16 protein-coding genes, 1 tRNA gene and 1 riboswitch are annotated in these 19,395 nt (G+C 45.5%); of the genes, 10 read left to right on the top strand and 7 right to left on the bottom strand.

What is annotated here, in order from left to right; genetic code table 11:
- Positions 1-50: 50 nt before the first annotated feature.
- Positions 51-230, bottom strand: a riboswitch (FMN riboswitch).
- Between the two features lie 154 nt (positions 231-384).
- The gene (gene ubiK / locus H8A87_RS08905; RefSeq protein ID WP_198689618.1) at positions 385-660 is read left to right on the top strand and encodes a ubiquinone biosynthesis accessory factor UbiK; all 276 of its coding nucleotides are present in this window, start codon (positions 385-387) and stop codon (positions 658-660) included.
- A 115-nt stretch (positions 661-775) separates the two neighbouring features.
- On the opposite strand, the gene H8A87_RS08900 is transcribed toward ubiK, so the two are convergent.
- The 4 genes from H8A87_RS08900 to H8A87_RS08885 form a co-directional block, all read right to left on the bottom strand.
- Complete coding sequence (locus tag H8A87_RS08900; protein WP_198689617.1) at positions 776-1,579, bottom strand: M15 family metallopeptidase; 804 nt, start codon at positions 1,577-1,579, stop codon at positions 776-778.
- A 174-nt stretch (positions 1,580-1,753) separates the two neighbouring features.
- Entirely contained in the window at positions 1,754-3,178 is a 1,425-nt protein-coding gene (hldE, locus tag H8A87_RS08895; RefSeq protein WP_198689616.1) for a bifunctional D-glycero-beta-D-manno-heptose-7-phosphate kinase/D-glycero-beta-D-manno-heptose 1-phosphate adenylyltransferase HldE, read from the bottom strand.
- A gap of 109 nt (positions 3,179-3,287) precedes the next feature.
- Positions 3,288-6,128, bottom strand: a complete 2,841-nt coding sequence (glnE, locus tag H8A87_RS08890; RefSeq protein WP_198689615.1) for a bifunctional [glutamate--ammonia ligase]-adenylyl-L-tyrosine phosphorylase/[glutamate--ammonia-ligase] adenylyltransferase — start codon at positions 6,126-6,128, stop codon at positions 3,288-3,290.
- Positions 6,129-6,174: 46 nt separating this feature from the next.
- A complete protein-coding gene (locus tag H8A87_RS08885) occupies positions 6,175-7,143 on the bottom strand; it encodes a CYTH domain-containing protein (RefSeq protein WP_198689614.1) in 969 nt (322 codons plus the stop codon).
- Between the two features lie 270 nt (positions 7,144-7,413).
- Between H8A87_RS08885 and H8A87_RS08880 the strand changes: the two genes are divergently transcribed.
- Together H8A87_RS08880 and H8A87_RS08875 are read left to right on the top strand one after the other, a co-directional pair.
- Positions 7,414-8,034: a TIGR04211 family SH3 domain-containing protein gene (locus tag H8A87_RS08880; RefSeq protein ID WP_198689613.1), complete on the top strand. Its 621-nt coding sequence runs from the start codon at positions 7,414-7,416 to the stop codon at positions 8,032-8,034.
- 16 nt (positions 8,035-8,050) lie between these two features.
- Entirely contained in the window at positions 8,051-9,256 is a 1,206-nt protein-coding gene (locus H8A87_RS08875; RefSeq protein ID WP_198689612.1) for a multifunctional CCA addition/repair protein, read from the top strand.
- Positions 9,257-9,339: 83 nt separating this feature from the next.
- Here the strand turns inward: H8A87_RS08875 and folB are convergent, their stop codons facing one another.
- Positions 9,340-9,693 (bottom strand): bifunctional dihydroneopterin aldolase/7,8-dihydroneopterin epimerase, encoded by a 354-nt coding sequence (gene folB / locus H8A87_RS08870; protein ID WP_198689744.1) that lies wholly within the window; start codon positions 9,691-9,693, stop codon positions 9,340-9,342.
- A gap of 109 nt (positions 9,694-9,802) precedes the next feature.
- Here folB and plsY point away from each other — a divergent pair, with 109 nt between their 5' ends.
- From plsY to H8A87_RS08855, 3 genes are all read left to right on the top strand, one after another.
- Positions 9,803-10,462, top strand: coding sequence for a glycerol-3-phosphate 1-O-acyltransferase PlsY (gene plsY, locus H8A87_RS08865; RefSeq protein WP_198689611.1), 660 nt, complete (start codon positions 9,803-9,805; stop codon positions 10,460-10,462).
- A gap of 270 nt (positions 10,463-10,732) precedes the next feature.
- Positions 10,733-10,897, top strand: a complete 165-nt coding sequence (locus H8A87_RS08860; RefSeq protein WP_198689610.1) for a hypothetical protein — start codon at positions 10,733-10,735, stop codon at positions 10,895-10,897.
- A 168-nt stretch (positions 10,898-11,065) separates the two neighbouring features.
- Positions 11,066-12,106, top strand: a complete 1,041-nt coding sequence (locus H8A87_RS08855; RefSeq protein WP_198689609.1) for a zinc-dependent alcohol dehydrogenase family protein — start codon at positions 11,066-11,068, stop codon at positions 12,104-12,106.
- A 55-nt stretch (positions 12,107-12,161) separates the two neighbouring features.
- Here H8A87_RS08855 and tsaD read toward each other — a convergent pair whose 3' ends face one another.
- The gene (gene tsaD / locus H8A87_RS08850) at positions 12,162-13,199 is read right to left on the bottom strand and encodes a tRNA (adenosine(37)-N6)-threonylcarbamoyltransferase complex transferase subunit TsaD (protein ID WP_198689608.1); all 1,038 of its coding nucleotides are present in this window, start codon (positions 13,197-13,199) and stop codon (positions 12,162-12,164) included.
- 479 nt (positions 13,200-13,678) lie between these two features.
- On the opposite strand from tsaD, the gene rpsU reads away from it, so the two are divergent.
- The 3 genes from rpsU (at position 13,679) to rpoD (ending at position 17,912) form a co-directional block, all read left to right on the top strand.
- Positions 13,679-13,894, top strand: a complete 216-nt coding sequence (gene rpsU, locus H8A87_RS08845) for a 30S ribosomal protein S21 (protein ID WP_001144069.1) — start codon at positions 13,679-13,681, stop codon at positions 13,892-13,894.
- A 114-nt stretch (positions 13,895-14,008) separates the two neighbouring features.
- Positions 14,009-15,757, top strand: a complete 1,749-nt coding sequence (gene dnaG, locus H8A87_RS08840) for a DNA primase (RefSeq protein WP_198689607.1) — start codon at positions 14,009-14,011, stop codon at positions 15,755-15,757.
- A gap of 304 nt (positions 15,758-16,061) precedes the next feature.
- Positions 16,062-17,912 (top strand): RNA polymerase sigma factor RpoD, encoded by a 1,851-nt coding sequence (gene rpoD, locus H8A87_RS08835; protein WP_198689606.1) that lies wholly within the window; start codon positions 16,062-16,064, stop codon positions 17,910-17,912.
- A 53-nt stretch (positions 17,913-17,965) separates the two neighbouring features.
- Here rpoD and H8A87_RS08830 read toward each other — a convergent pair whose 3' ends face one another.
- A complete protein-coding gene (locus H8A87_RS08830) occupies positions 17,966-18,745 on the bottom strand; it encodes a GNAT family N-acetyltransferase (protein WP_198689605.1) in 780 nt (259 codons plus the stop codon).
- Positions 18,746-19,035: 290 nt separating this feature from the next.
- On the opposite strand from H8A87_RS08830, the gene H8A87_RS08825 reads away from it, so the two are divergent.
- Positions 19,036-19,111, top strand: a tRNA-Ile gene (locus H8A87_RS08825).
- The last annotated feature ends 284 nt before the right edge of the window (positions 19,112-19,395 follow it).

The raw sequence follows: 19,395 nt of genomic DNA, 5'->3' as shown, positions 1-19,395 counted from the left end.
AAAAATACGGCAGCAAAAACAACAGGCGAGCGCAAGCACTCGATTGATGCTGTTATTCTCTCCCATCCGGACTATAACCGTCGGCTCCAGAATCACACTGGATCTGCTGACCTCTGTTTTATCCCTCTAAGGATAACTGCAAACAAAGCGCTCGCGGGCTTCATAAAATAACCATTTGATCATTTCATGTTACCGCCGGTAGGGACTTTCACCCTGCCCTGAGATAAACAATTTCACTATAGCGTTAATAATCTGTAGGAGCAATCAACAAAATCAAACATGAAACCTAGCTCGCGATCATTTATGCTTTCGCCATCAGGTACTAAAATACTGTCAACACAGTTACGTTATAAAACACAGTTATGTCATAAAAGGATGATCATCATGCTCGATCCAAAGAAAATTGAACAAATTGCCCGCCAAATCCACAATGCCATGCCGAAAGGTGTTAAAGAGTTTGGTGATGACGTAGAAAAAAAATTGCGTACCGTTCTGCAATCCCAACTGAGCAAGCTGGATCTCGTCAATCGTGAAGAATTTGATGTTCAGACACAAGTCCTGCTGCGTACCCGTGAAAAATTAGTCGTCATGGAACAACGCTTGAATGAACTGGAAGCTCGCCTCGAAGGATCAGACAAAAAAACGGAGCAGTCTGAATAATTGTGTGAGGAAAAATTATGTGAGGAGAATCGCTACTGTAGCCCAGTTCTCCTCCATAGAATGAAGATTAAGCGCCTAATCGGATAGGCTCTAAGTACTATTGAATATATATTTATTATCTTATATTTTTCTCTATGCATATCGCTCTGATGGAGTCGATGTTATTTGGCGTTATATTTTTCATACACGCCTGATATTTACCTCCATAGTTTTTAAATTCTTCTCTTGCTATGGATAATGGTTTTTTCAATAAGTCTTCAATAAAATCTATACTTCCTACTTCAAAATGTTGGTAATCTATTGGTGTATCCCAATAACCACCCCATCGCATAAAACCATTTGATAAGAATATATCAAGGATTTCTTCTGACATCCCTTCTCTAACCACTTTTCCAGGTCTTTTTTCTATTCTATTTAAATATTTTTCTGTGCTTTCTTCGGGTAGAACATAGGGAGCACCATGTTGGTTGAAACCTAATAATGGGTTCTGTAATGGATTGAGGTCTATGGCCGCACCATACGCATGTTTTGACCATGATGACGCCCCTGTTATTTTTCTGCCATTAAATGCCGATGAATTATTATCACGCATTGAAGCTTTATCATCACCATTATAATGCTCTATTGCTAATGCTTTGTGTATCGGAAATTTGGCTGCTAATAACTCGTTAAAAATATTCTCAACTTGTGGGGAAAATATATCAAGAACGATGACTTTCCCGGCATTTTCGTTTCCTGAAAAATCAACATATTTGAAATTAACGACATTTAATCTATTACAAGGAATTGGATTGTTTTTTGTTATCACGTTCGCTAATTCCATTTTCTTGCAATCGTCTAATGTGAGTGGGGATATTTTAGCTGATACATAAAAAGGCAATAATAATACAGACAAGATCACAAATTTAAATATTTCCATAAGCCCTTCATAAATAATAAAATAGATAATCCATTATCATAATTATTATTTATTTGGAGTAAATTATTCATTTTTGTTTTATTGAGAGAAAAAATAACGGTCAATTCACTGAATGAATGGGTCAATCTATGCCGTTATGCTTCCAAAGCAACATAACGGCACATGATGTCAAACTTACTGGCGCTTAATAGTTTTGATGATATTGGTCGTTGAAATACCATCTTCGAAGTTTAATACTTTAACTTCTCCACCCGCCGCCCAAACTTCTTCGCTACCGGCAATTTCTTCTGGCTTGTAATCGCCGCCTTTGACCAAAATATCCGGCAAGATACCCGCAATTAAACGTTGAGGCGTATCTTCTTCAAACTCCACGACCCAATCCACCGATTCCAATGCAGATAGCACAATCATGCGCTGCTCCAGTGGATTCACCGGACGAGTTTCGCCTTTCAGCCGTTTGGTAGAAGCATCACTATTGACGGCAACGATTAAGCGATCGCCTAATTTGCGCGCGTTGGAGAGGTAAGAAACATGCCCAGCATGAAGGATGTCGAAACAACCATTGGTCATAACGATGCGTTCACCGCGCTGACGAGCCTGTGCGACGACGTCTTTCAGTTGATGTTCGCTCATCACACCAAATCCGGTTTCGGCACGTCCACGTACTGCGTTTTCCAGTTCTACAGAAGAAACAGTAGAAGTCCCCAGTTTGCCAACAACCACGCCCGCTGCCGCATTAGCAAGATAGCAAGCCTCATTCAGCGGTTTGCCTGCGGCAAGTGCCGTTGCCAGCACGCCAATCACGGTATCTCCTGCACCAGTAACATCAAAAACTTCTTGTGCCTGAGTCGGCAGGTGTAAAGGTGGTTGACCGACTCGCAGCAGGCTCATGCCTCGCTCAGAACGTGTGATCAGCAACGCTTTCAGTTCCAAATCCTGTACCAGTTTTGTGCCCTTCTGCACCAGATCATCATCATCTTTGCAGTGCCCCACGACCGCTTCAAATTCTGACATATTTGGCGTGAGCAGCGTTGCACCACGATAGCGCTCAAAATCGCTGCCCTTAGGATCGATAAGTACAGGAACATTGGCTTCATTGGCCAGCTTAATCATTGCCTGAACTTGATTCAGTGCGCCCTTGGCGTAATCCGACAGTACCAACGCCCCAATATGCGGCAAGGATTGTTGAATTTTCTCCAGCATCGGTTGAGCATCCACATTCTGGAAGCCTTCTTCAAAGTCCAGACGGAGCAATTGCTGGTTACGCGATAAAACACGCAGTTTCGTGATGGTTGGATGAGTTGGAACAGGAACAAAATCACATTGGACTTTCACGCTACTGAGTTTTTCATTCAATGCTCGCGCAGCATCATCAACCCCTGTCAAACCTATCAAACGTGAATTCGCACCCAATGACGCGATATTCATGGCAACGTTAGCCGCCCCACCAGGACGCTCTTCAATAGTTTCCACCTTAACCACGGGAACCGGTGCTTCCGGTGAAATGCGGCTGGTTGGGCCGTACCAATAGCGGTCTAACATAACGTCGCCAACAACCAAAACACCTGCGCGGTGAAAATCAGGGAGTGTTACTTTCATCCCATGCTCCAAATAGCAAAATAAACTGTTGCGGATATTACCATAACCAGACGAAAGACCAGCAAAATCCATCAGGAAAAGCGACGATTCCAGCGATTATTAGCCAAGGTCAACCACCAAGCCACTTCTGCCAGCTATCGCGCACTAATGCCTGCTGATGGCTGAAATGCTCGGCTGAAACACAGCTGGATAACGTCTGCAAGGCAAGATGATGCAGTTCATCACGCATGGTAATGTAAGCCTGCGTCAATGCCATCGCCTCCTGCTCATCCATAATATTATGGTTCGCCATTAATTCGAAAATTCGCACATTGTCAGACCAGCGAGTCAGATTGGCATTTTCCGGTGCATAGCGTAGCACCTGATACTGAGCAATAAATTCAATATCGGTGATCCCGCCCGGATCAGCCTTAATATCAAATTGATCCGGTTGATGGCTGCCCAAATGTCGATACATTTTCTCCCGCATTTCACGCACTTGCTGGTGCAGAAGATCGGGCTCGCGGGGAAGACATAACGTTTCACGGCGAATGCGTTCAAAATCACCGCGCATTTTCTCATCACCAAAAACCATACGCGCCCGAATCAACGCCTGATGCTCCCAAGTCCAAGCTTCATTTTTCTGGTAATCATCGAAGGCTTCAAGGGTACTGACCAGCATTCCCGCTTCGCCAGATGGACGCAAACGGGCATCAACGTCATACAGTACCCCCGACGCCGTTCGGGTACTGAACAAGTGAATGATGCGTTGGGCAAGGCGCAAATAAAACTGGCGGGCATCAATCGAGCGATCGCCGTCAGTCATCACATCCATTGGACAATCCAACAAGAACACCAGATCCAAATCAGAACCATAGCCAAGTTCCCAGCCTCCCAGCTTGCCATAACCGATGATGGCAAAACCCAATCCTTGCTGCTGGGATAAATGAGCGGGAACACCATAGCGTTTCACCATCTGGTTCCATGCCTGCTGCACAACAGCCCCGATAATGGCTTCCGCCAGATAAGTTAGGTGATCACTTACTTTCATCACAGGCAGGACACCTGCAATATCTTCTGCCGCGATCCGCAATAATTGAGCTTGCTTAAATTGACGCAATGCCTCCAGCAATTGCTCCTCATCATCCTCAGGGATGCGCAACAAATATTGATAAAGTTCGTCGCGATAGGCTTCCATCAGTAACGGCTGATACAACGATTTAGGATCGAGTAGTTCATCCAGCAACAATGGATGGTGAGTAAGCTGGCTGGCTATCATCGGGGAAGCGGCACACAGGCGGATAACATGAATCATGACCTGCTCTGATTCCAGCATCAGTTCCAGATAAGGCGTCCGGCTGACGATGCTGAGTAACAGGGGAATAATCCGCGCCAAAACGGTATTGGCATCTTCCCGTGCCCCAATTTTAGCCAACAAGCGCGGCATCAATTGGTCAAGCACATCCCGTCCCCGCGGGCCGATGGTACGTTTACTGACGTCTTGACGGAAAAGGCCAATGACATCGAGCATTTTCTGGGCTTCCATCTCATCAAAATGAGGAACCAGTGAGATGAGTTCATCTCTGTTCAAAGCTTCCAACCATAAACTCTTAAACGGCACATGGCTGGCTTCTTCGCCATTTTCATCCGTTTCATCGCCTATCAATTGCTGGAAAATACCTCGTACCGCACTCATTTTTCGTTCAGTTTCGATCATCAACCCATCCCAATCGGCAAAATCCATTCCCCAAGCCAAGCGGGCGCGATCCAGTGCATTATCCGGTAAGGTTTGTGTTTGTTGGTCACGAATCGATTGCAGCAGGTTTTCAAGCCGACGTAAGAATAGGTAACTTTCTGCCAGCTGCTTCACCTGTTCTGGTGCCAATAAAGCCAAATCTTCGATGGCATTTAATGTCGGCAGCAATGAACGGAATTGCAGGTTCGGCTCCCTTCCCCCGCGAATAAGCTGAAAGACCTGGGTGATAAACTCGATTTCACGGATCCCGCCCGCGCCCAGTTTAATATTATCTTTTAATCCCCGACGGCGGACTTCCCGCTCAATCATGCCCTTCATATTGCGCAAGGATTGAATCACACTGAAATCGATATAACGGCGGAAAACAAACGGTCGCAACATCTGGCGCAACTCCTGACAATAGGTCTGCTCGTCATGCCCCAAAATACGCGCTTTAACCAGTGCGTAACGCTCCCAGTCACGCCCCTGTTCCTGATAATAATCTTCCAACGCCGGAAAGCTGAATACCAAAGGCCCACTATCACCAAATGGACGTAATCTCATGTCCACACGATAAACAAATCCGTCCACGGTTTGTTGATCCAGCGCCTTAATCAACTTCTGTCCCAATCGAGTAAAAAATTGGGAATTATCCATTTCGCGACGACCACCTTGGGTTACGCCATTTTCTGGATAAGCAAAAATGAGATCGATATCAGAGGAAAAATTGAGCTCTCCGCCTCCCAGCTTGCCCATCCCCAGAATTAACAGCGGTTGTACCACGCCATCACGATTAGTGGGCGTACCCCAATCCTGACAGCAACGCAGGTAAAGCCAGTCGCGGGCTGCCACAATCAAGATTTCAGCCAGCATACTTAATTGCTGCAATGTTTGCTCTGTGGTACTGCTTTGCAATGCCTGCGACCATGCTATCCTGACCAGCATTCGGTGACGGAACAGACGTAAACCCCTCATCAAGCCATTTTCATCATTTGCCGTAGCTAACACTTGTGTTAACCAATCGGAATAATATTGCCACTCCTCCGCCTGAGGGGGATTCTGACGGATATCCTCTAACCATGCAGGATGTGACAGTAAATTTTCTGCCACAAAATCACTCAATGACAACACAGCCTGTTCATGAGGTGTAAAGGACGCTACCGTTCCCTCTAATGGCTGAAGATTCACAACGATATGTTGTAATTGTTGTGCTAAAGGCGATGAAAGTGGCAACATAACTGGGTTTTCCTTGATTACCGTTTACGACTGTAATAGAGAAAGCTTATCGAAACTGAACCATCAACCATTGAGTTAACGCTAGCTTACATTGCAGCCATGAGGCGCTGTAACACAACGTTTCAGCTTCTGCACCAGCAGCAGATAAAGCCTCCTTCAATTCAGGCAATAAATCAGGCAATAAACCAAGCGCTGGCAAATGTTCGGCCTGTTTTTCAGTCAGCCGCATCACCCACTGAAAAATCTGCACCAATCCTGTTTTACCTTCAACCAAACCCGCCAGCCATCCTTCCTCCTGTTCCTGCCATTGCGCCAGAATTTCAGGTAAAAGCACAGACAACGGCTGCTGCCATTCCAACTCGTCAGGTACACTGGGTAATGCTTTATGCGATGAACCATGAACAAGCGCATATCCCCGCTCGGCCTTGCTTTTATTCGCCAAACGCAGGCCATCTTGTGATGCCAGTTTATCCGCCAGCGACAAAATATCGGTGACATTCCCGCTTTTTAGCTCCAGTTCAAATTCACAAATGGGTGAAAAATGTTCGCCAGAACGTTTATTTCCAGAGCAAATCGCCCCTTGATCCAACACCACTTCAATTTCGCTTTGTCCATGGGATACGAGCCATTTTTCACGGGTAAAATCGGTGCTAAATAATTCGATCAATTGAGCCTGTAAATGTGCAACATCGGTGTTTTCAGGCCAGATATGAGCGGGAAACAGGGCTAAATCTAATTCAGGATGGCGCAGAGGTACATTGAATTCAGGACGCTGGTGCAATCCACCAACCACCTTACCTGCGGTTTTAATGGTCATCTCATAGTGCCCCTCAAAACCACGAATACGCAGCCCCATATCCCAACGTCGCAATTGATTATCGGGCGTCTCAAAGTAAATATTAGCCAGGTGTTGTGGTGAAGTGTAATGATGAGGAAACTGAAATAACTGCTGACGAACTGCCGGTATCACATCAAGCTTCACAGATAATTTCAATTCTATTTCAACAGAACCCATATTTTTTATTCCTCAATTCATATAACAGAATTTTTTCTTAACTCTGTTTACACTTTCTTTCGCAAAAAAGAAAAATAAACCACAATAGGGTGTTATCTCAACAATCATCATGCACACTTCGCCAAAAAAACCCTAACAAGGTCTGTATTCAGTCAGTTGATATCGCCTTCATTCTGGTTTACTGATTGCACCCGCAAACTTAACTCTTTACTATCGTTTGAGTAGTTTGAATCACGATTAGTCCATACACAGAGAACAGTTGAACACAGAATGCAAAAACTACATCAATTATTTATCCTGTTACTGGGTTTTACACTTCCATTAGCCGTACAGGCTGAAGAAAAACGTTATGTTTCTGATGAGCTATCCGCTTACATTCGTAGCGGCCCAAGCATTCAAAACCGCATCACTGGCTCATTGAATGCCGGGGAGGAAGTCACCTTACTCAGCCCAAAACCAGAAAATGGCTTCTTACAGGTGAAAGACTACAAAGGGCGTACAAACTGGATCCTTTCAAGTGAACTCAGTAATATTCCCAGCCTGCGTGAACGTATTCCCGCCATGGAGCAGAAGATCAAAACGCTGACCGATAATCTGGCGGATATTGACAATAAGTGGAATAAACGTACCGCAGAGTTGCAAAACAAAGTAGCTACCAGCGATAAGATCATCAATGATCTGAAAAAAGAGAATGCTCAACTCCAGAATAAATTGACAGTGGCTGAGAAAAAGGTAGAAATGGCCAATTTACAGCTGGATGATAAACAAAGAGAAATTATCTTACAATGGTTTACGTATGGCGGTGGCGTTGCGGGTATTGGTCTGATTTTGGGTCTGATATTGCCGCACATTATTCCACGCCGTAAAAATAAAGATCGCTGGATGAGCTGATTGTAAGGAAGTGAGAGTGAAAGTCTATTTGGTTGGCGGCGCAGTTCGCGATCAATTATTGGGGCTGCCTGTGACTGAAAGAGACTGGGTTGTCGTTGGAGGCAATCCAGAGAAACTTCTATCACAGGGGTATCAACAGGTTGGGAAGGATTTCCCTGTTTTCCTGCACCCTAGAACCCATGAAGAATATGCGCTGGCACGCACAGAAAGAAAATCAGGTCAGGGATATACCGGTTTTACCTGTTATGCCGCTCCCGATGTAACGCTGGAAGAAGATCTGCTGCGTCGTGATTTGACGATTAACGCGATTGCACAAACGCCTGAAGGTGAATTAATCGATCCTTATCATGGTGCCAAAGACCTCAAAAATCGCACTCTGCGGCATGTCTCAGCAGCGTTTTCAGAAGATCCATTGCGGGTGCTGCGTTTAGCTCGCTTTGCCGCCCGCTTTGCTCATTTGGGCTTTTCAATTGCACCGGAAACTCAATCACTCATCGCAAAAATGGTGGCGAGTAGTGAGTTGTCGTCATTGACCCCAGAGCGAGTTTGGCGAGAAACTGAAAAGGCATTTACATCACAATCACCACAAATCTACTTTCAGGTTCTACGTGATTGCGGTGCATTGGCAGTACTCTTTCCTGAGATTGATAACTTGTTTGGCGTTCCTTTACGGGAAAAAACGCATGTTGAACTTGATGCAGGACTTCACTCATTGCAAGTTTTGCACATATCTACCCAATTGAGCAAAGAGACAGATATTCGTTTCGCCTCACTATGCAGCCATATCGGAATCATGCCAGTGAAACAAATGTGCGAACGACTGCGCATTCCCAACTCGGCGCGCGACTTAGCCACGATTGTGACGCAATATCACGATTGGGTACATACCGCAGAGCAATTACCTCCGGAAGCCCTGCTGACTTTGTTTAATGCTGTAGACGCTTGGCGCAAACCGCAACGCATAGAGCAATTGATTATCTGTAGCGAAGCAGATGCCCGTGGATGCACCGGATTGGAAACATTTTCCCATCAACAAAGCAGCAATTATCCACAAGGTAATTATCCTCAAGGAAATTATTTACGTAAGGTATTTGCCATTGCCAGCCAAGTGAGCGTTCAAGAAGTTATTGCCCGTGGGTTTCAGGGCGCTGAGATTCGCACAGAATTAGAACGTCAGCGACACATTACCATCGAAAACTGGAAACCACGTTCCGTAGGTTAGTTTTTGATGATAAATAAAAGCGTCCCGAATAATTCATCAATTTTGGACGCTTTTTTAATGCAGTTATTTGAAGAACCCGCCAATTAACTCGCGCTCCGCTCAATCACCACACCTACACTTTTTGCCTGTGCAACTGCGCCTGGTTTACTGACTTTGATCCTTACCCAATGTGAATGAAATTGATTCAGCAAGATATCTGCCACTGCTTCTGCTACCCGTTCAACCAAAGCAAAACGCTGGTTTTCCACATGATTAATTACGGCTTCGCTAACCTTGGCATAATCCAGACAGTGTTCAACATTATCGCTGGAAGAGGCTCGTTTGTTATCCCATCCCATTTCGATATCGAACACTAATTTCTGTTTAATCGTTTGCTCCCAATCATAAACACCAATAGTGGTAATGACCGCTAATTCTTCAATAAATACGATATCCATCACGACCTTTTCCCCGTTTTTCGGTTCGCCAGATACCACTTCCGGCGAAATGTGCGTATTATCCATTGTTAGACTTAAGAAAACGACCCTTATTCATTGGAGATATCTTATGAGTGCAATCGCGCTTGGCATGATCATCTTCGCGTACTTATGTGGCTCTATATCCAGCGCGATATTGATCTGCCGTTTGGCAGGGCTTCCCGATCCCCGTCAGCATGGTTCCGGCAACCCTGGGGCAACGAATGTACTGCGTATTGGTGGTAAATGGGCTGCATTGGCAGTACTGGTTTGTGATGTCCTAAAAGGACTCATTCCGGTTTGGCTGGCATACAAATTCAGCGTTCCCCCATTTTATTTAGGCATTATCGCCATTACTGCCTGCCTGGGGCATATTTACCCTATTTTCTTCCATTTCAAAGGGGGTAAAGGAGTAGCAACTGCCTTCGGTGCCATTGCTGCCATTGGTTGGGATCTTATGGGGTTAGTCGTAGGCACATGGCTGATGACCGTGCTATTAAGTGGCTATTCTTCATTAGGTGCCATCGTCAGCGCATTAATCGCTCCTTTCTACGTCTGGTGGTTCAAACCTGAATTCACCTTTCCTGTCGCGATGTTGTCATGTCTGGTTTTAGTACGCCACCACGACAATCTCCAGCGCCTTTGGCGAGGGCAGGAAAGTCGCATCTGGCAGAAATTGAAAAAGAAACAGGAAATGACGGATAAAGAGAAAATTCAAGCTACAAAAGAGCAGGAACAACAAGACGATTGATGCAGACAGCCCCACACGGGGCTTCCTTCCATAATTCCTCTATACCCACTACCCCATCTAATCCCTTTGAATATATAAAAACCTCACAAAGAAGTATTAGCCTGCACTTACAGCATATCGTTCCGACTTTGCTACCAAAATATAACGTGAATCAGGTTATAGACTACAGCCAGAGAAATCGACACATCATGGATGAAATATTCAAGAACAACGGATTACTATCACCCCAATCTCCTATCATAGATACATTACAAAATTTAAGGAGAAGGAATGCCACAATTACCCGATGAAGAAGTACCCGATGAAGAAGGTGAAGATGAACTCTTCGATATCCTATTGATAAACAAACTGGTCATGACTCAGGAAAATAGCTTTATTCCAATGCGACCAAATACCAGAAGCCATCGAGACCCAAAGCACTCAGATATCGTCTAGTTCCCTATATTAGTCCCCTATATGAGCCAACGGTTATTACCCAATAGTAAATTTACTTCACTATCATGGGCGTTAAGAAAAATATAAGCTAAATTTAAGTCTACACTACGGTCTCTTGATACGTTGAATTATTCCCATTATTTCAATTTATAACTCGTGGAGGGGCATATGAAAGCACTTGTTTATCACGGAGCAGGCAAAAAACGCTGGGAAGAAAAATCTCTACCCCAGCTCATTGAGTCAACCGATGCGATTGTCCGCGTCATCAAAACCACTATCTGCGGAACAGACCTGCATATCCTCAAAGGGGATGTTCCAACTGTAAACGAAGGCCGAATCTTGGGCCATGAGGGTATTGGGATTGTTGAAGCTGTCGGGGAATCTGTCCGTAATATCAAAGTGGGTGATAAAGTCATTATCTCCTGTATCACCGTCTGTGGTAGTTGCCATTATTGCAAACGCCAGCTTTATTCACACTGTGAAGATGGCGGTTGGATCCTTGGGCATAAGATAGATGGCACTCAAGCTGAACAAGTACGCATCCCCCATGCCGATAACAGCCTGCACCGCCTGCCGGCAGGTGTAGATGAAGAGGCCGCATTAATGCTCAGTGACATCTTGCCGACAGGGCTTGAAATCGGAGTCATCAATGGCAGAGTGCAACCAGGTCATACCATCGCCCTGATTGGCTCAGGTCCTGTTGGTCTTTCTGCACTACTGGCATCACAATTTTACTCTCCGGCACATATCATTATGATTGATACCGATGAGAACCGCCTTCGTGTCGCCCAGCAGTTTGGCGCTGACACAATCATCAACCCAGCGCGTCAAAACGTGGTGGAAGAGATTCAGAAACTCACCGATGGCATTGGTGTAGACGTCGCGATTGAGTGCGTTGGTATCCCCGCCACATTCAAGATATGCCAGGATATCATCGCCGCTGGTGGATACATCGCTAACGTTGGTGTTCACGGAAAATCGGTTGAATTGCATCTGGAAGATCTTTGGATCAAGAACATCACTATCACTACCGGACTGGTCAACACAAACAGCACACCTCTGCTGCTGAAAAGCGTCCAATCCGGCAAAATTTCGCCCGAAAAACTAGTGACTCACCGTTATCTATTGAGTCAAATTGAAACAGCCTATGAAGTGTTTGGTAACGCTGCACAGGAAAAAGTCCTGAAAATTGTTTTGACGGCGGAGTAAGTGTGCAGATAAGAACAGGAAGGAGGGATTTCAATGCTCCTTCCTGCTAAGATAACTATTTTCGCAATGCAGGAAGATCCGCCAACGGCCAGCGTGCTTTTACTGTCACGCCCAATTCACCGGCAGCTCCACCTTGCAAACGGATCATACCAGCCAGTGCGATCATTGCCCCGTTATCAGTACAGAATTCAGGGCGAGCATAGAAGACTTCGCTTCCCAGCTTTCCCATTAACGCCTTCATTTTGGTACGCAATGTCCGGTTTGCGCTAACCCCGCCCGCCATCACCAGACGTTTGAATCCCGTCTGTTCCAACGCTCGTTTGCACTTAATCGCCAACGTATCTACGACCGCATCTTCAAATGCACGGGCGATGTCCGCCTTAGTTTGCTCATCTTCAGCAACATCATATCCATGAATGTTATTACGGATCGTATTGGCAGCGAACGTTTTCAAGCCGGAGAAGCTGAAATCCAGCCCCGGACGATCTGTCATCGGGCGTGGAAAAACAAAACGTCCTGCCTTACCTTGCTGCGCCATATGGGAAAGCACTGGGCCGCCAGGATAGTCCAATCCGAGCAGCTTTGCTGTTTTGTCGAAAGCCTCGCCTGCCGCATCGTCAACAGATTCACCCAACAGTTTATACTCACCGATACCCGTCACACTAATAAGCTGGGTATGACCGCCAGAAACCAGTAAGGCAACAAAAGGAAACTCAGGGCTATTTTCTTCCAGCATGGGTGCCAGCAAATGACCTTCCATATGGTGCACAGGAATAGCCGGTACATCCCACGCAAATGCCAGTGAACGCCCGATGGTTGCACCAACCAGCAACGCACCGACCAAACCAGGCCCCGCAGTGTAAGCAACGGCATCAATATCTTTATTCGTCAGGCCCGCTTCCTGCAAAGCCGCCTGAATCAAGGGAACCGTTTTACGAATGTGGTCACGGGACGCCAGTTCAGGCACAACACCGCCATAATCAGCATGCAGCTTGACCTGACTGTACAATTGATTGGCTAGTAGACCGGCTTTATCATCATAAATTGCGATTCCGGTTTCATCGCAAGACGTTTCTATACCTAAAACTCGCATTGCACTATTCGTCTCGTTATTCGTTCGTCTCGTTGTTTTTTGTCACTATACATTCGTATTCCTCTCAACGGATGTCAGTGTAACACTATCTATACAATACTATCTATTTATGTACCTCTATGTTTATACACCCCCTATATGCATTCGTGCGCCTCTATCTGTTTAACCCCTTGCTAACAAGCACTTTTCACATCAACATTCCCCTCACTGAATCCATTACGTGCTGGCTATTTTTTCTGTTTAGTCTATAATCAACGCCCTACTTGAATATCCTGTGTGGTTAATGTTAATAACGCTGGCGTCAGGCTGCTTGTCTGATATACAAACAAAGCATCCTATAATCCGTGGCGTTGTAGGTTTCAATTTTCCTCGGCACTTTACAAAGCCGTGTTCATTGAAGTAAAATTCCGCACCATTTTAAAGACGGCTGGCACTATCGCGCCAGCGACAAACCCGATTTCTATTGAGGTGAGAGGCACATGCCAGTAATTAAAGTACGTGAAAACGAGCCATTTGACGTAGCACTGCGTCGCTTTAAGCGTTCTTGCGAAAAAGCAGGCGTATTAGCAGAAGTTCGTCGTCGTGAATTCTATGAGAAACCAACGACTGAGCGCAAACGCGCTAAAGCTTCTGCTGTTAAGCGTCATGCTAAGAAACTAGCTCGTGAAAACGCACGCCGCACTCGTTTGTACTAATCCTTGCGGTCAATCCGCTTAGTGGTTGTATTAACAAACTACTGCAGTTAAAGGCCGTGCTTTCCCAGAGAAAGCGCGGCTTATTCTCGTTCATCAACAGGCGTAAAAGGGCTTATGGCTGGACGAATTCCACGCGCATTTATCAATGACTTATTAGCAAGAACCGATATCATTGATTTGATCGATGTTAGGGTGCCTCTCAAAAAGAAAGGCAAAAACCATCAAGCGTGTTGTCCTTTTCATAACGAAAAAACCCCTTCATTTACTGTTAATGGCGATAAACAGTTTTACCATTGCTTCGGTTGTAGTGCGCATGGCAATGCGATTGATTTTTTGATGAATTATGACCGATTAGACTTTGTCGAATCCATCGAAGAACTGGCAGCGATGCACGGGCTGGAAGTGCCCTACGAAGCAGGCTCCGGCGGCGGTCAAATAGAACGCCACCAAAGGCAAAATCTTTATCAACTGATGGATAAGCTCAACAGCTTCTATCAGCGTTCACTGAATACACCCGGAGCCCAGTCAGCCCGGCAATATCTGGCTCAGCGGGGTCTCAGTGAAGAGATCACTCAGCGTTTCGCTATTGGTTTTGCGCCAGCGGGATGGGATAACGCCCTAAAACGGTTTGCCCATAACGAGGAAGATCGCAAACAGCTAAACGATGCGGGAATGCTGGTCACGAACGACAATGGTCGGACTTATGACCGTTTCCGCGAACGTGTGATGTTTCCCATTCGCGATCGCCGTGGTCGTGTGATTGCATTCGGCGGCAGAGTGCTGGGAGATGCGCTTCCCAAGTACCTGAACTCACCGGAAACAGAAATTTTCCATAAAGGCCGCCAATTATATGGTCTTTTTGAAGCACAACAGAACCACAATACGCCTTCAAAACTATTGGTGGTTGAAGGTTATATGGATGTTGTCGCGCTGGCCCAGTTTGGCATTGACTATGCCGTGGCGTCACTGGGAACATCCACAACAGCCGAACATATTCAGTTACTTTTTCGGACAACGGATAGTGTCATCTGTTGTTACGATGGCGACCGCGCTGGCCGTGATGCCGCATGGCGCGCACTGGAAACGGCGCTGCCCTATCTGAATGATGGTCGGCAGTTACGTTTTATGTTCTTGCCTGATGGCGAAGATCCAGATTCACTGGTTCGCAAAGAAGGGCGAGAGGCTTTCGAGCAGAAAATGGAAAAGGCATTAACTTTATCTGAATTCTTGTTTGAGTCTCTATTGCCACAAGTAGATTTGAGTACCCCTGAAGGTGCAACCAAAATCAGTTCGCTTGCCATGCCACTGATTAGCCAGGTTCCAGGGGAAGCATTGCGGATCTATCTGCTCCAAGAAATTGGAAAACTACTTGGCATACCTGATACAGCACAATTGGAACGATCTTTGGCAAAACTTGTCAAAAAAGATACCAGTACATATCAGGCGCTAAAACTGAAACCAACAACAATGCGTATCCTTATCGCATTGCTGGTACAGAATCCGCATTTAGCGACATTAGTTCCTTCATTACAGGGAATGTTTTCTGCTCAGATAGCGGGGTTACCGTTATTCATAGAGCTTGTCGACGCGTGCCTTGCCCAACCAGGTTTAACAACTGGGCAACTTTTGGAGCAGTATCGCGATAATAATTACGCAAAACAGCTTGAAAAACTCGCTGCGTGGAACGATATACAGGTAGAAGAGATTGCTGAAAAAACTTTCAGTGATGCGTTGAACCATCTTTTCGCGTCAGCACTTGATGAACGTTTTAACTTTCTGATTGCCAAAGAGAGAACTGAAGGTCTGACACCAGAAGAGCGCGAAGAAGTCCGGTTAATTACGGAATCCGGTGCGAGGAAATAAGAATCTGCCTCAACAAGACTATATTGCTTACAGACTATATTACTTAGCTCGCTTACTCAATGCGTTTATGTTCGTAATATAGCTTGATGAAAATATAGCTTGATGAAACAGGTTCTAAACCAAGATTTAAGATCACAGGCACAGAATTCACGGCTTAAATGCCGCATTAGGTAGGGAGACAGCCCTACGATTGCCGCTATTGTGGGCAGCGGCAATACAGTGTAAACGCCCCTAAATGTTATTGTTGGCATATTTGTTTCGCCGACCGACACCAACCAATACTCTGAAGTGTGGATACCGTCTTATGGAGCAAAACCCGCAGTCACAGCTAAAGCTACTTGTCACCCGAGGTAAGGAGCAAGGCTATCTGACCTATGCTGAGGTCAATGACCATCTGCCGGAAGATATCGTCGATTCTGATCAGATAGAAGATATCATCCAAATGATCAATGACATGGGCATTCAGGTAATGGAAGAAGCACCTGATGCTGATGATCTCATGTTGGCAGAAAACACAAACGACACCGATGAAGACGCGGCGGAAGCGGCTGCGCAAGTATTATCCAGTGTCGAGTCAGAAATCGGTCGTACCACCGATCCAGTTCGCATGTACATGCGTGAAATGGGTACAGTGGAGCTACTGACTCGCGAAGGTGAGATTGACATTGCAAAGCGCATTGAAGATGGCATCAACCAAGTACAGTGCTCCGTTGCCGAATACCCTGAAGCGATTACCTACCTGCTGGAGCAGTACGACCGCGTCGAAGCCGGTGAAAGCCGCCTGTCCGATTTGATCACGGGTTTCGTTGATCCTAATGCAGAAGAAGATCTTGCACCAACAGCCACTCACGTTGGCTCAGAACTTCCTCAGGAAGAGCTTGATAACAATGACGAAGAGGGTGAGGAAGAGCAGGATGATGATTCTGACAGCGAAGATGATAACAGCATCGATCCAGAATTGGCTCGTCAGAAGTTTCAGGAACTGCGTGAACAATATGAAACTACCCGTCAGTCAATAAAGAAACACGGACGCAGCCATCCAAATACCGCAGCAGAAATATTGACCCTCTCTGAGGTATTCAAACAGTTCCGTTTGGTACCAAAACAGTTTGATTATCTGGTCAACAACATGCGTTCCATGATGGATCGTGTGCGTCTTCAAGAGCGTCAAATCATGAAGATGTGTGTTGAACAGTGCAAAATGCCGAAGAAAAACTTCATCACTCTGTTCTCTGACAATGAAACCACTGATACATGGTTCACCGCTGCAAAAGCAATGAACAAACCATGGTCTGATAAGTTGCTGGAAATTGAAGAAGAAGTTATGCGTAGCTTGCAGAAGTTACGCCAAATCGAAGAAGAGACTGGCCTGACCATTGAACAGGTCAAAGATATCAACCGTCGCATGTCAATCGGTGAAGCAAAAGCCCGCCGTGCGAAAAAAGAGATGGTCGAAGCCAACTTGCGTCTGGTTATTTCGATTGCGAAGAAATATACCAACCGTGGCTTGCAATTCCTCGATTTGATTCAGGAAGGTAATATTGGCCTGATGAAAGCGGTTGATAAATTTGAATATCGTCGTGGTTACAAATTCTCAACTTACGCGACATGGTGGATCCGTCAGGCCATCACCCGTTCTATCGCAGATCAGGCACGTACCATCCGTATCCCGGTACATATGATTGAGACCATTAACAAACTCAATCGTATTTCCCGTCAGATGTTGCAGGAAATGGGTCGTGAACCTTCACCGGAAGAACTGGCAGAACGTATGTTGATGCCTGAAGATAAAATCCGCAAGGTACTGAAAATCGCCAAAGAGCCAATCTCAATGGAGACACCAGTAGGTGATGATGAAGATTCACATCTGGGCGATTTCATCGAGGATACTACTCTCGAACTGCCGCTGGATTCTGCCACTTCAGAAAGCCTGCGCTCTGCAACTCACGATGTGCTGGCTGGCCTGACCGCGCGTGAAGCGAAAGTTCTGCGTATGCGTTTTGGTATCGATATGAACACTGACCATACACTGGAAGAAGTGGGCAAACAATTCGATGTAACCCGTGAACGCATTCGTCAGATCGAAGCAAAAGCACTGCGTAAACTACGCCACCCAAGCCGTTCTGAAGTACTGCGCAGCTTCCTTGATGACTAATCAACGAATTTGCTGATAAACCTGAAAAGCGCCTGTTTCCAGGCGCTTTTTTATTACTCGCGGATAAATCCCTGATATTCAAACAATAGTTTAAACCCAATTCGCTGATACAATCCATTACCGTCACACGAGGCATCCAAATAGCACGCTGTCGCGCCCTGCTGTCTGGCTTCGTTCAACACATGATTGATCAAGGCAAAAGCGTATCCCTTTCCCTGCTGTTCTACCACCGTACCAATATCATCAAGGCGAACGATATTATCTAACCTTGATAAAGTTAAAGCACAGCTCGGTTGACCATCTACATACAAGGCGTAATGTTGTAGACATTTTCCTGCATCCAATGCCGCCTGATGACATTTTTGATATTGCCCAGAGATAGGGCTGCCTGTCTCAAATGCACTTTCTATCGGGATTGCCCAATCACCTAAACAATGATCGACACACTGAATTTCATATCTCCCAGCCGATACATCGCTCATTTGCCAATTCATTAAATCAAGCCGCATAGCTGTGGTTATGCTATCAGCATCGAACACAAACCCTGCCTGCTGGAGAACCGCTAAAATTTGACTATCTGGCTCTACGGCAAAAATCGCAAAAGGGACATCATTTCTCTCATTCAGTAACCGAATACCCCTTTGCAAATCCTCTGCGGTTTGAGCATGATTATCCGTCACCAGCAAAAAATTTAATGCGTGAGTTTCAACGCCTGTCACATAGGCTCGGACATCTTCGCTGATATGCTGATACATTCGGCTGATAGATGAGAAAAAGAGATCTTCTATTTGGTGATGGGCCAAAATCGCTACCGACAAGTGATGTTTATTCATATCGATTCACTAAGGTATTGTTATGGGAAAATAATAAGAACGGTTGAAAATCAATAGGAGAAATAAAACCGTGCTAATCGGATTTTATTGGCTAGAGTATGACCAAAGCACATTAAATAATCAGAAAACTTTATTAGAAAGGTAACCAACATCACTAAAAACAATTTTAGATGACTTCCAATTGATTGAAACACGTTAAAATATACTGATTATTGTACATAAAATACGCATATGAATTTTCGGGACTAGACCTAATACCAAACTGTACCGTATAATCCTCCCACTTCGATGGCCCCTTAGCTCAGTGGTTAGAGCAGGCGACTCATAATCGCTTGGTCGCTGGTTCAAGTCCAGCAGGGGCCACCAGAATTATCAAGGGGTTGCATCAAAAGTGCGACCCCTTAGTTTTTTCTAGGATACCCATAGGATACCTTCTGGCAGTAGCGTGAGGTATAACCGATTAACACCGCTACGGTAATGAAGCGTTCTTGTATTTCCCTCTGTGACTCTTATCACATTCCCTGAACATTAAGACGCCTAGATAAATAACAAGTAAGTTAATGATTATTCCAGCGGCTTGTCGCGCACTTTACGCTCAATGGGTTGACCATACGAATCAAAATAGCGGCTAGTACTACAGTCGTACGCCC

This window comes from Xenorhabdus lircayensis (genome assembly GCF_016306625.1).
Classification (GTDB): domain Bacteria; phylum Pseudomonadota; class Gammaproteobacteria; order Enterobacterales; family Enterobacteriaceae; genus Xenorhabdus; species Xenorhabdus lircayensis.
This window is presented reverse-complemented; position numbering and strand designations above follow the sequence as displayed.

Coding starts and splice junctions, on each gene's coding strand:
- ubiK (WP_198689618.1), top strand. CDS start 385: ATGCTCGATCCAAAGAAAATTGAACAAATTGCCCGCCAAATCCACAAT.
- H8A87_RS08900 (WP_198689617.1), bottom strand. CDS start 1,579: ATGGAAATATTTAAATTTGTGATCTTGTCTGTATTATTATTGCCTTTT.
- hldE (WP_198689616.1), bottom strand. CDS start 3,178: ATGAAAGTAACACTCCCTGATTTTCACCGCGCAGGTGTTTTGGTTGTT.
- glnE (WP_198689615.1), bottom strand. CDS start 6,128: ATGTTGCCACTTTCATCGCCTTTAGCACAACAATTACAACATATCGTT.
- H8A87_RS08885 (WP_198689614.1), bottom strand. CDS start 7,143: ATGGGTTCTGTTGAAATAGAATTGAAATTATCTGTGAAGCTTGATGTG.
- H8A87_RS08880 (WP_198689613.1), top strand. CDS start 7,414: ATGCAAAAACTACATCAATTATTTATCCTGTTACTGGGTTTTACACTT.
- folB (WP_198689744.1), bottom strand. CDS start 9,693: ATGGATATCGTATTTATTGAAGAATTAGCGGTCATTACCACTATTGGT.
- plsY (WP_198689611.1), top strand. CDS start 9,803: ATGAGTGCAATCGCGCTTGGCATGATCATCTTCGCGTACTTATGTGGC.
- H8A87_RS08860 (WP_198689610.1), top strand. CDS start 10,733: ATGCCACAATTACCCGATGAAGAAGTACCCGATGAAGAAGGTGAAGAT.
- H8A87_RS08855 (WP_198689609.1), top strand. CDS start 11,066: ATGAAAGCACTTGTTTATCACGGAGCAGGCAAAAAACGCTGGGAAGAA.
- tsaD (WP_198689608.1), bottom strand. CDS start 13,199: ATGCGAGTTTTAGGTATAGAAACGTCTTGCGATGAAACCGGAATCGCA.
- rpsU (WP_001144069.1), top strand. CDS start 13,679: ATGCCAGTAATTAAAGTACGTGAAAACGAGCCATTTGACGTAGCACTG.
- dnaG (WP_198689607.1), top strand. CDS start 14,009: ATGGCTGGACGAATTCCACGCGCATTTATCAATGACTTATTAGCAAGA.
- rpoD (WP_198689606.1), top strand. CDS start 16,062: ATGGAGCAAAACCCGCAGTCACAGCTAAAGCTACTTGTCACCCGAGGT.
- H8A87_RS08830 (WP_198689605.1), bottom strand. CDS start 18,745: ATGAATAAACATCACTTGTCGGTAGCGATTTTGGCCCATCACCAAATA.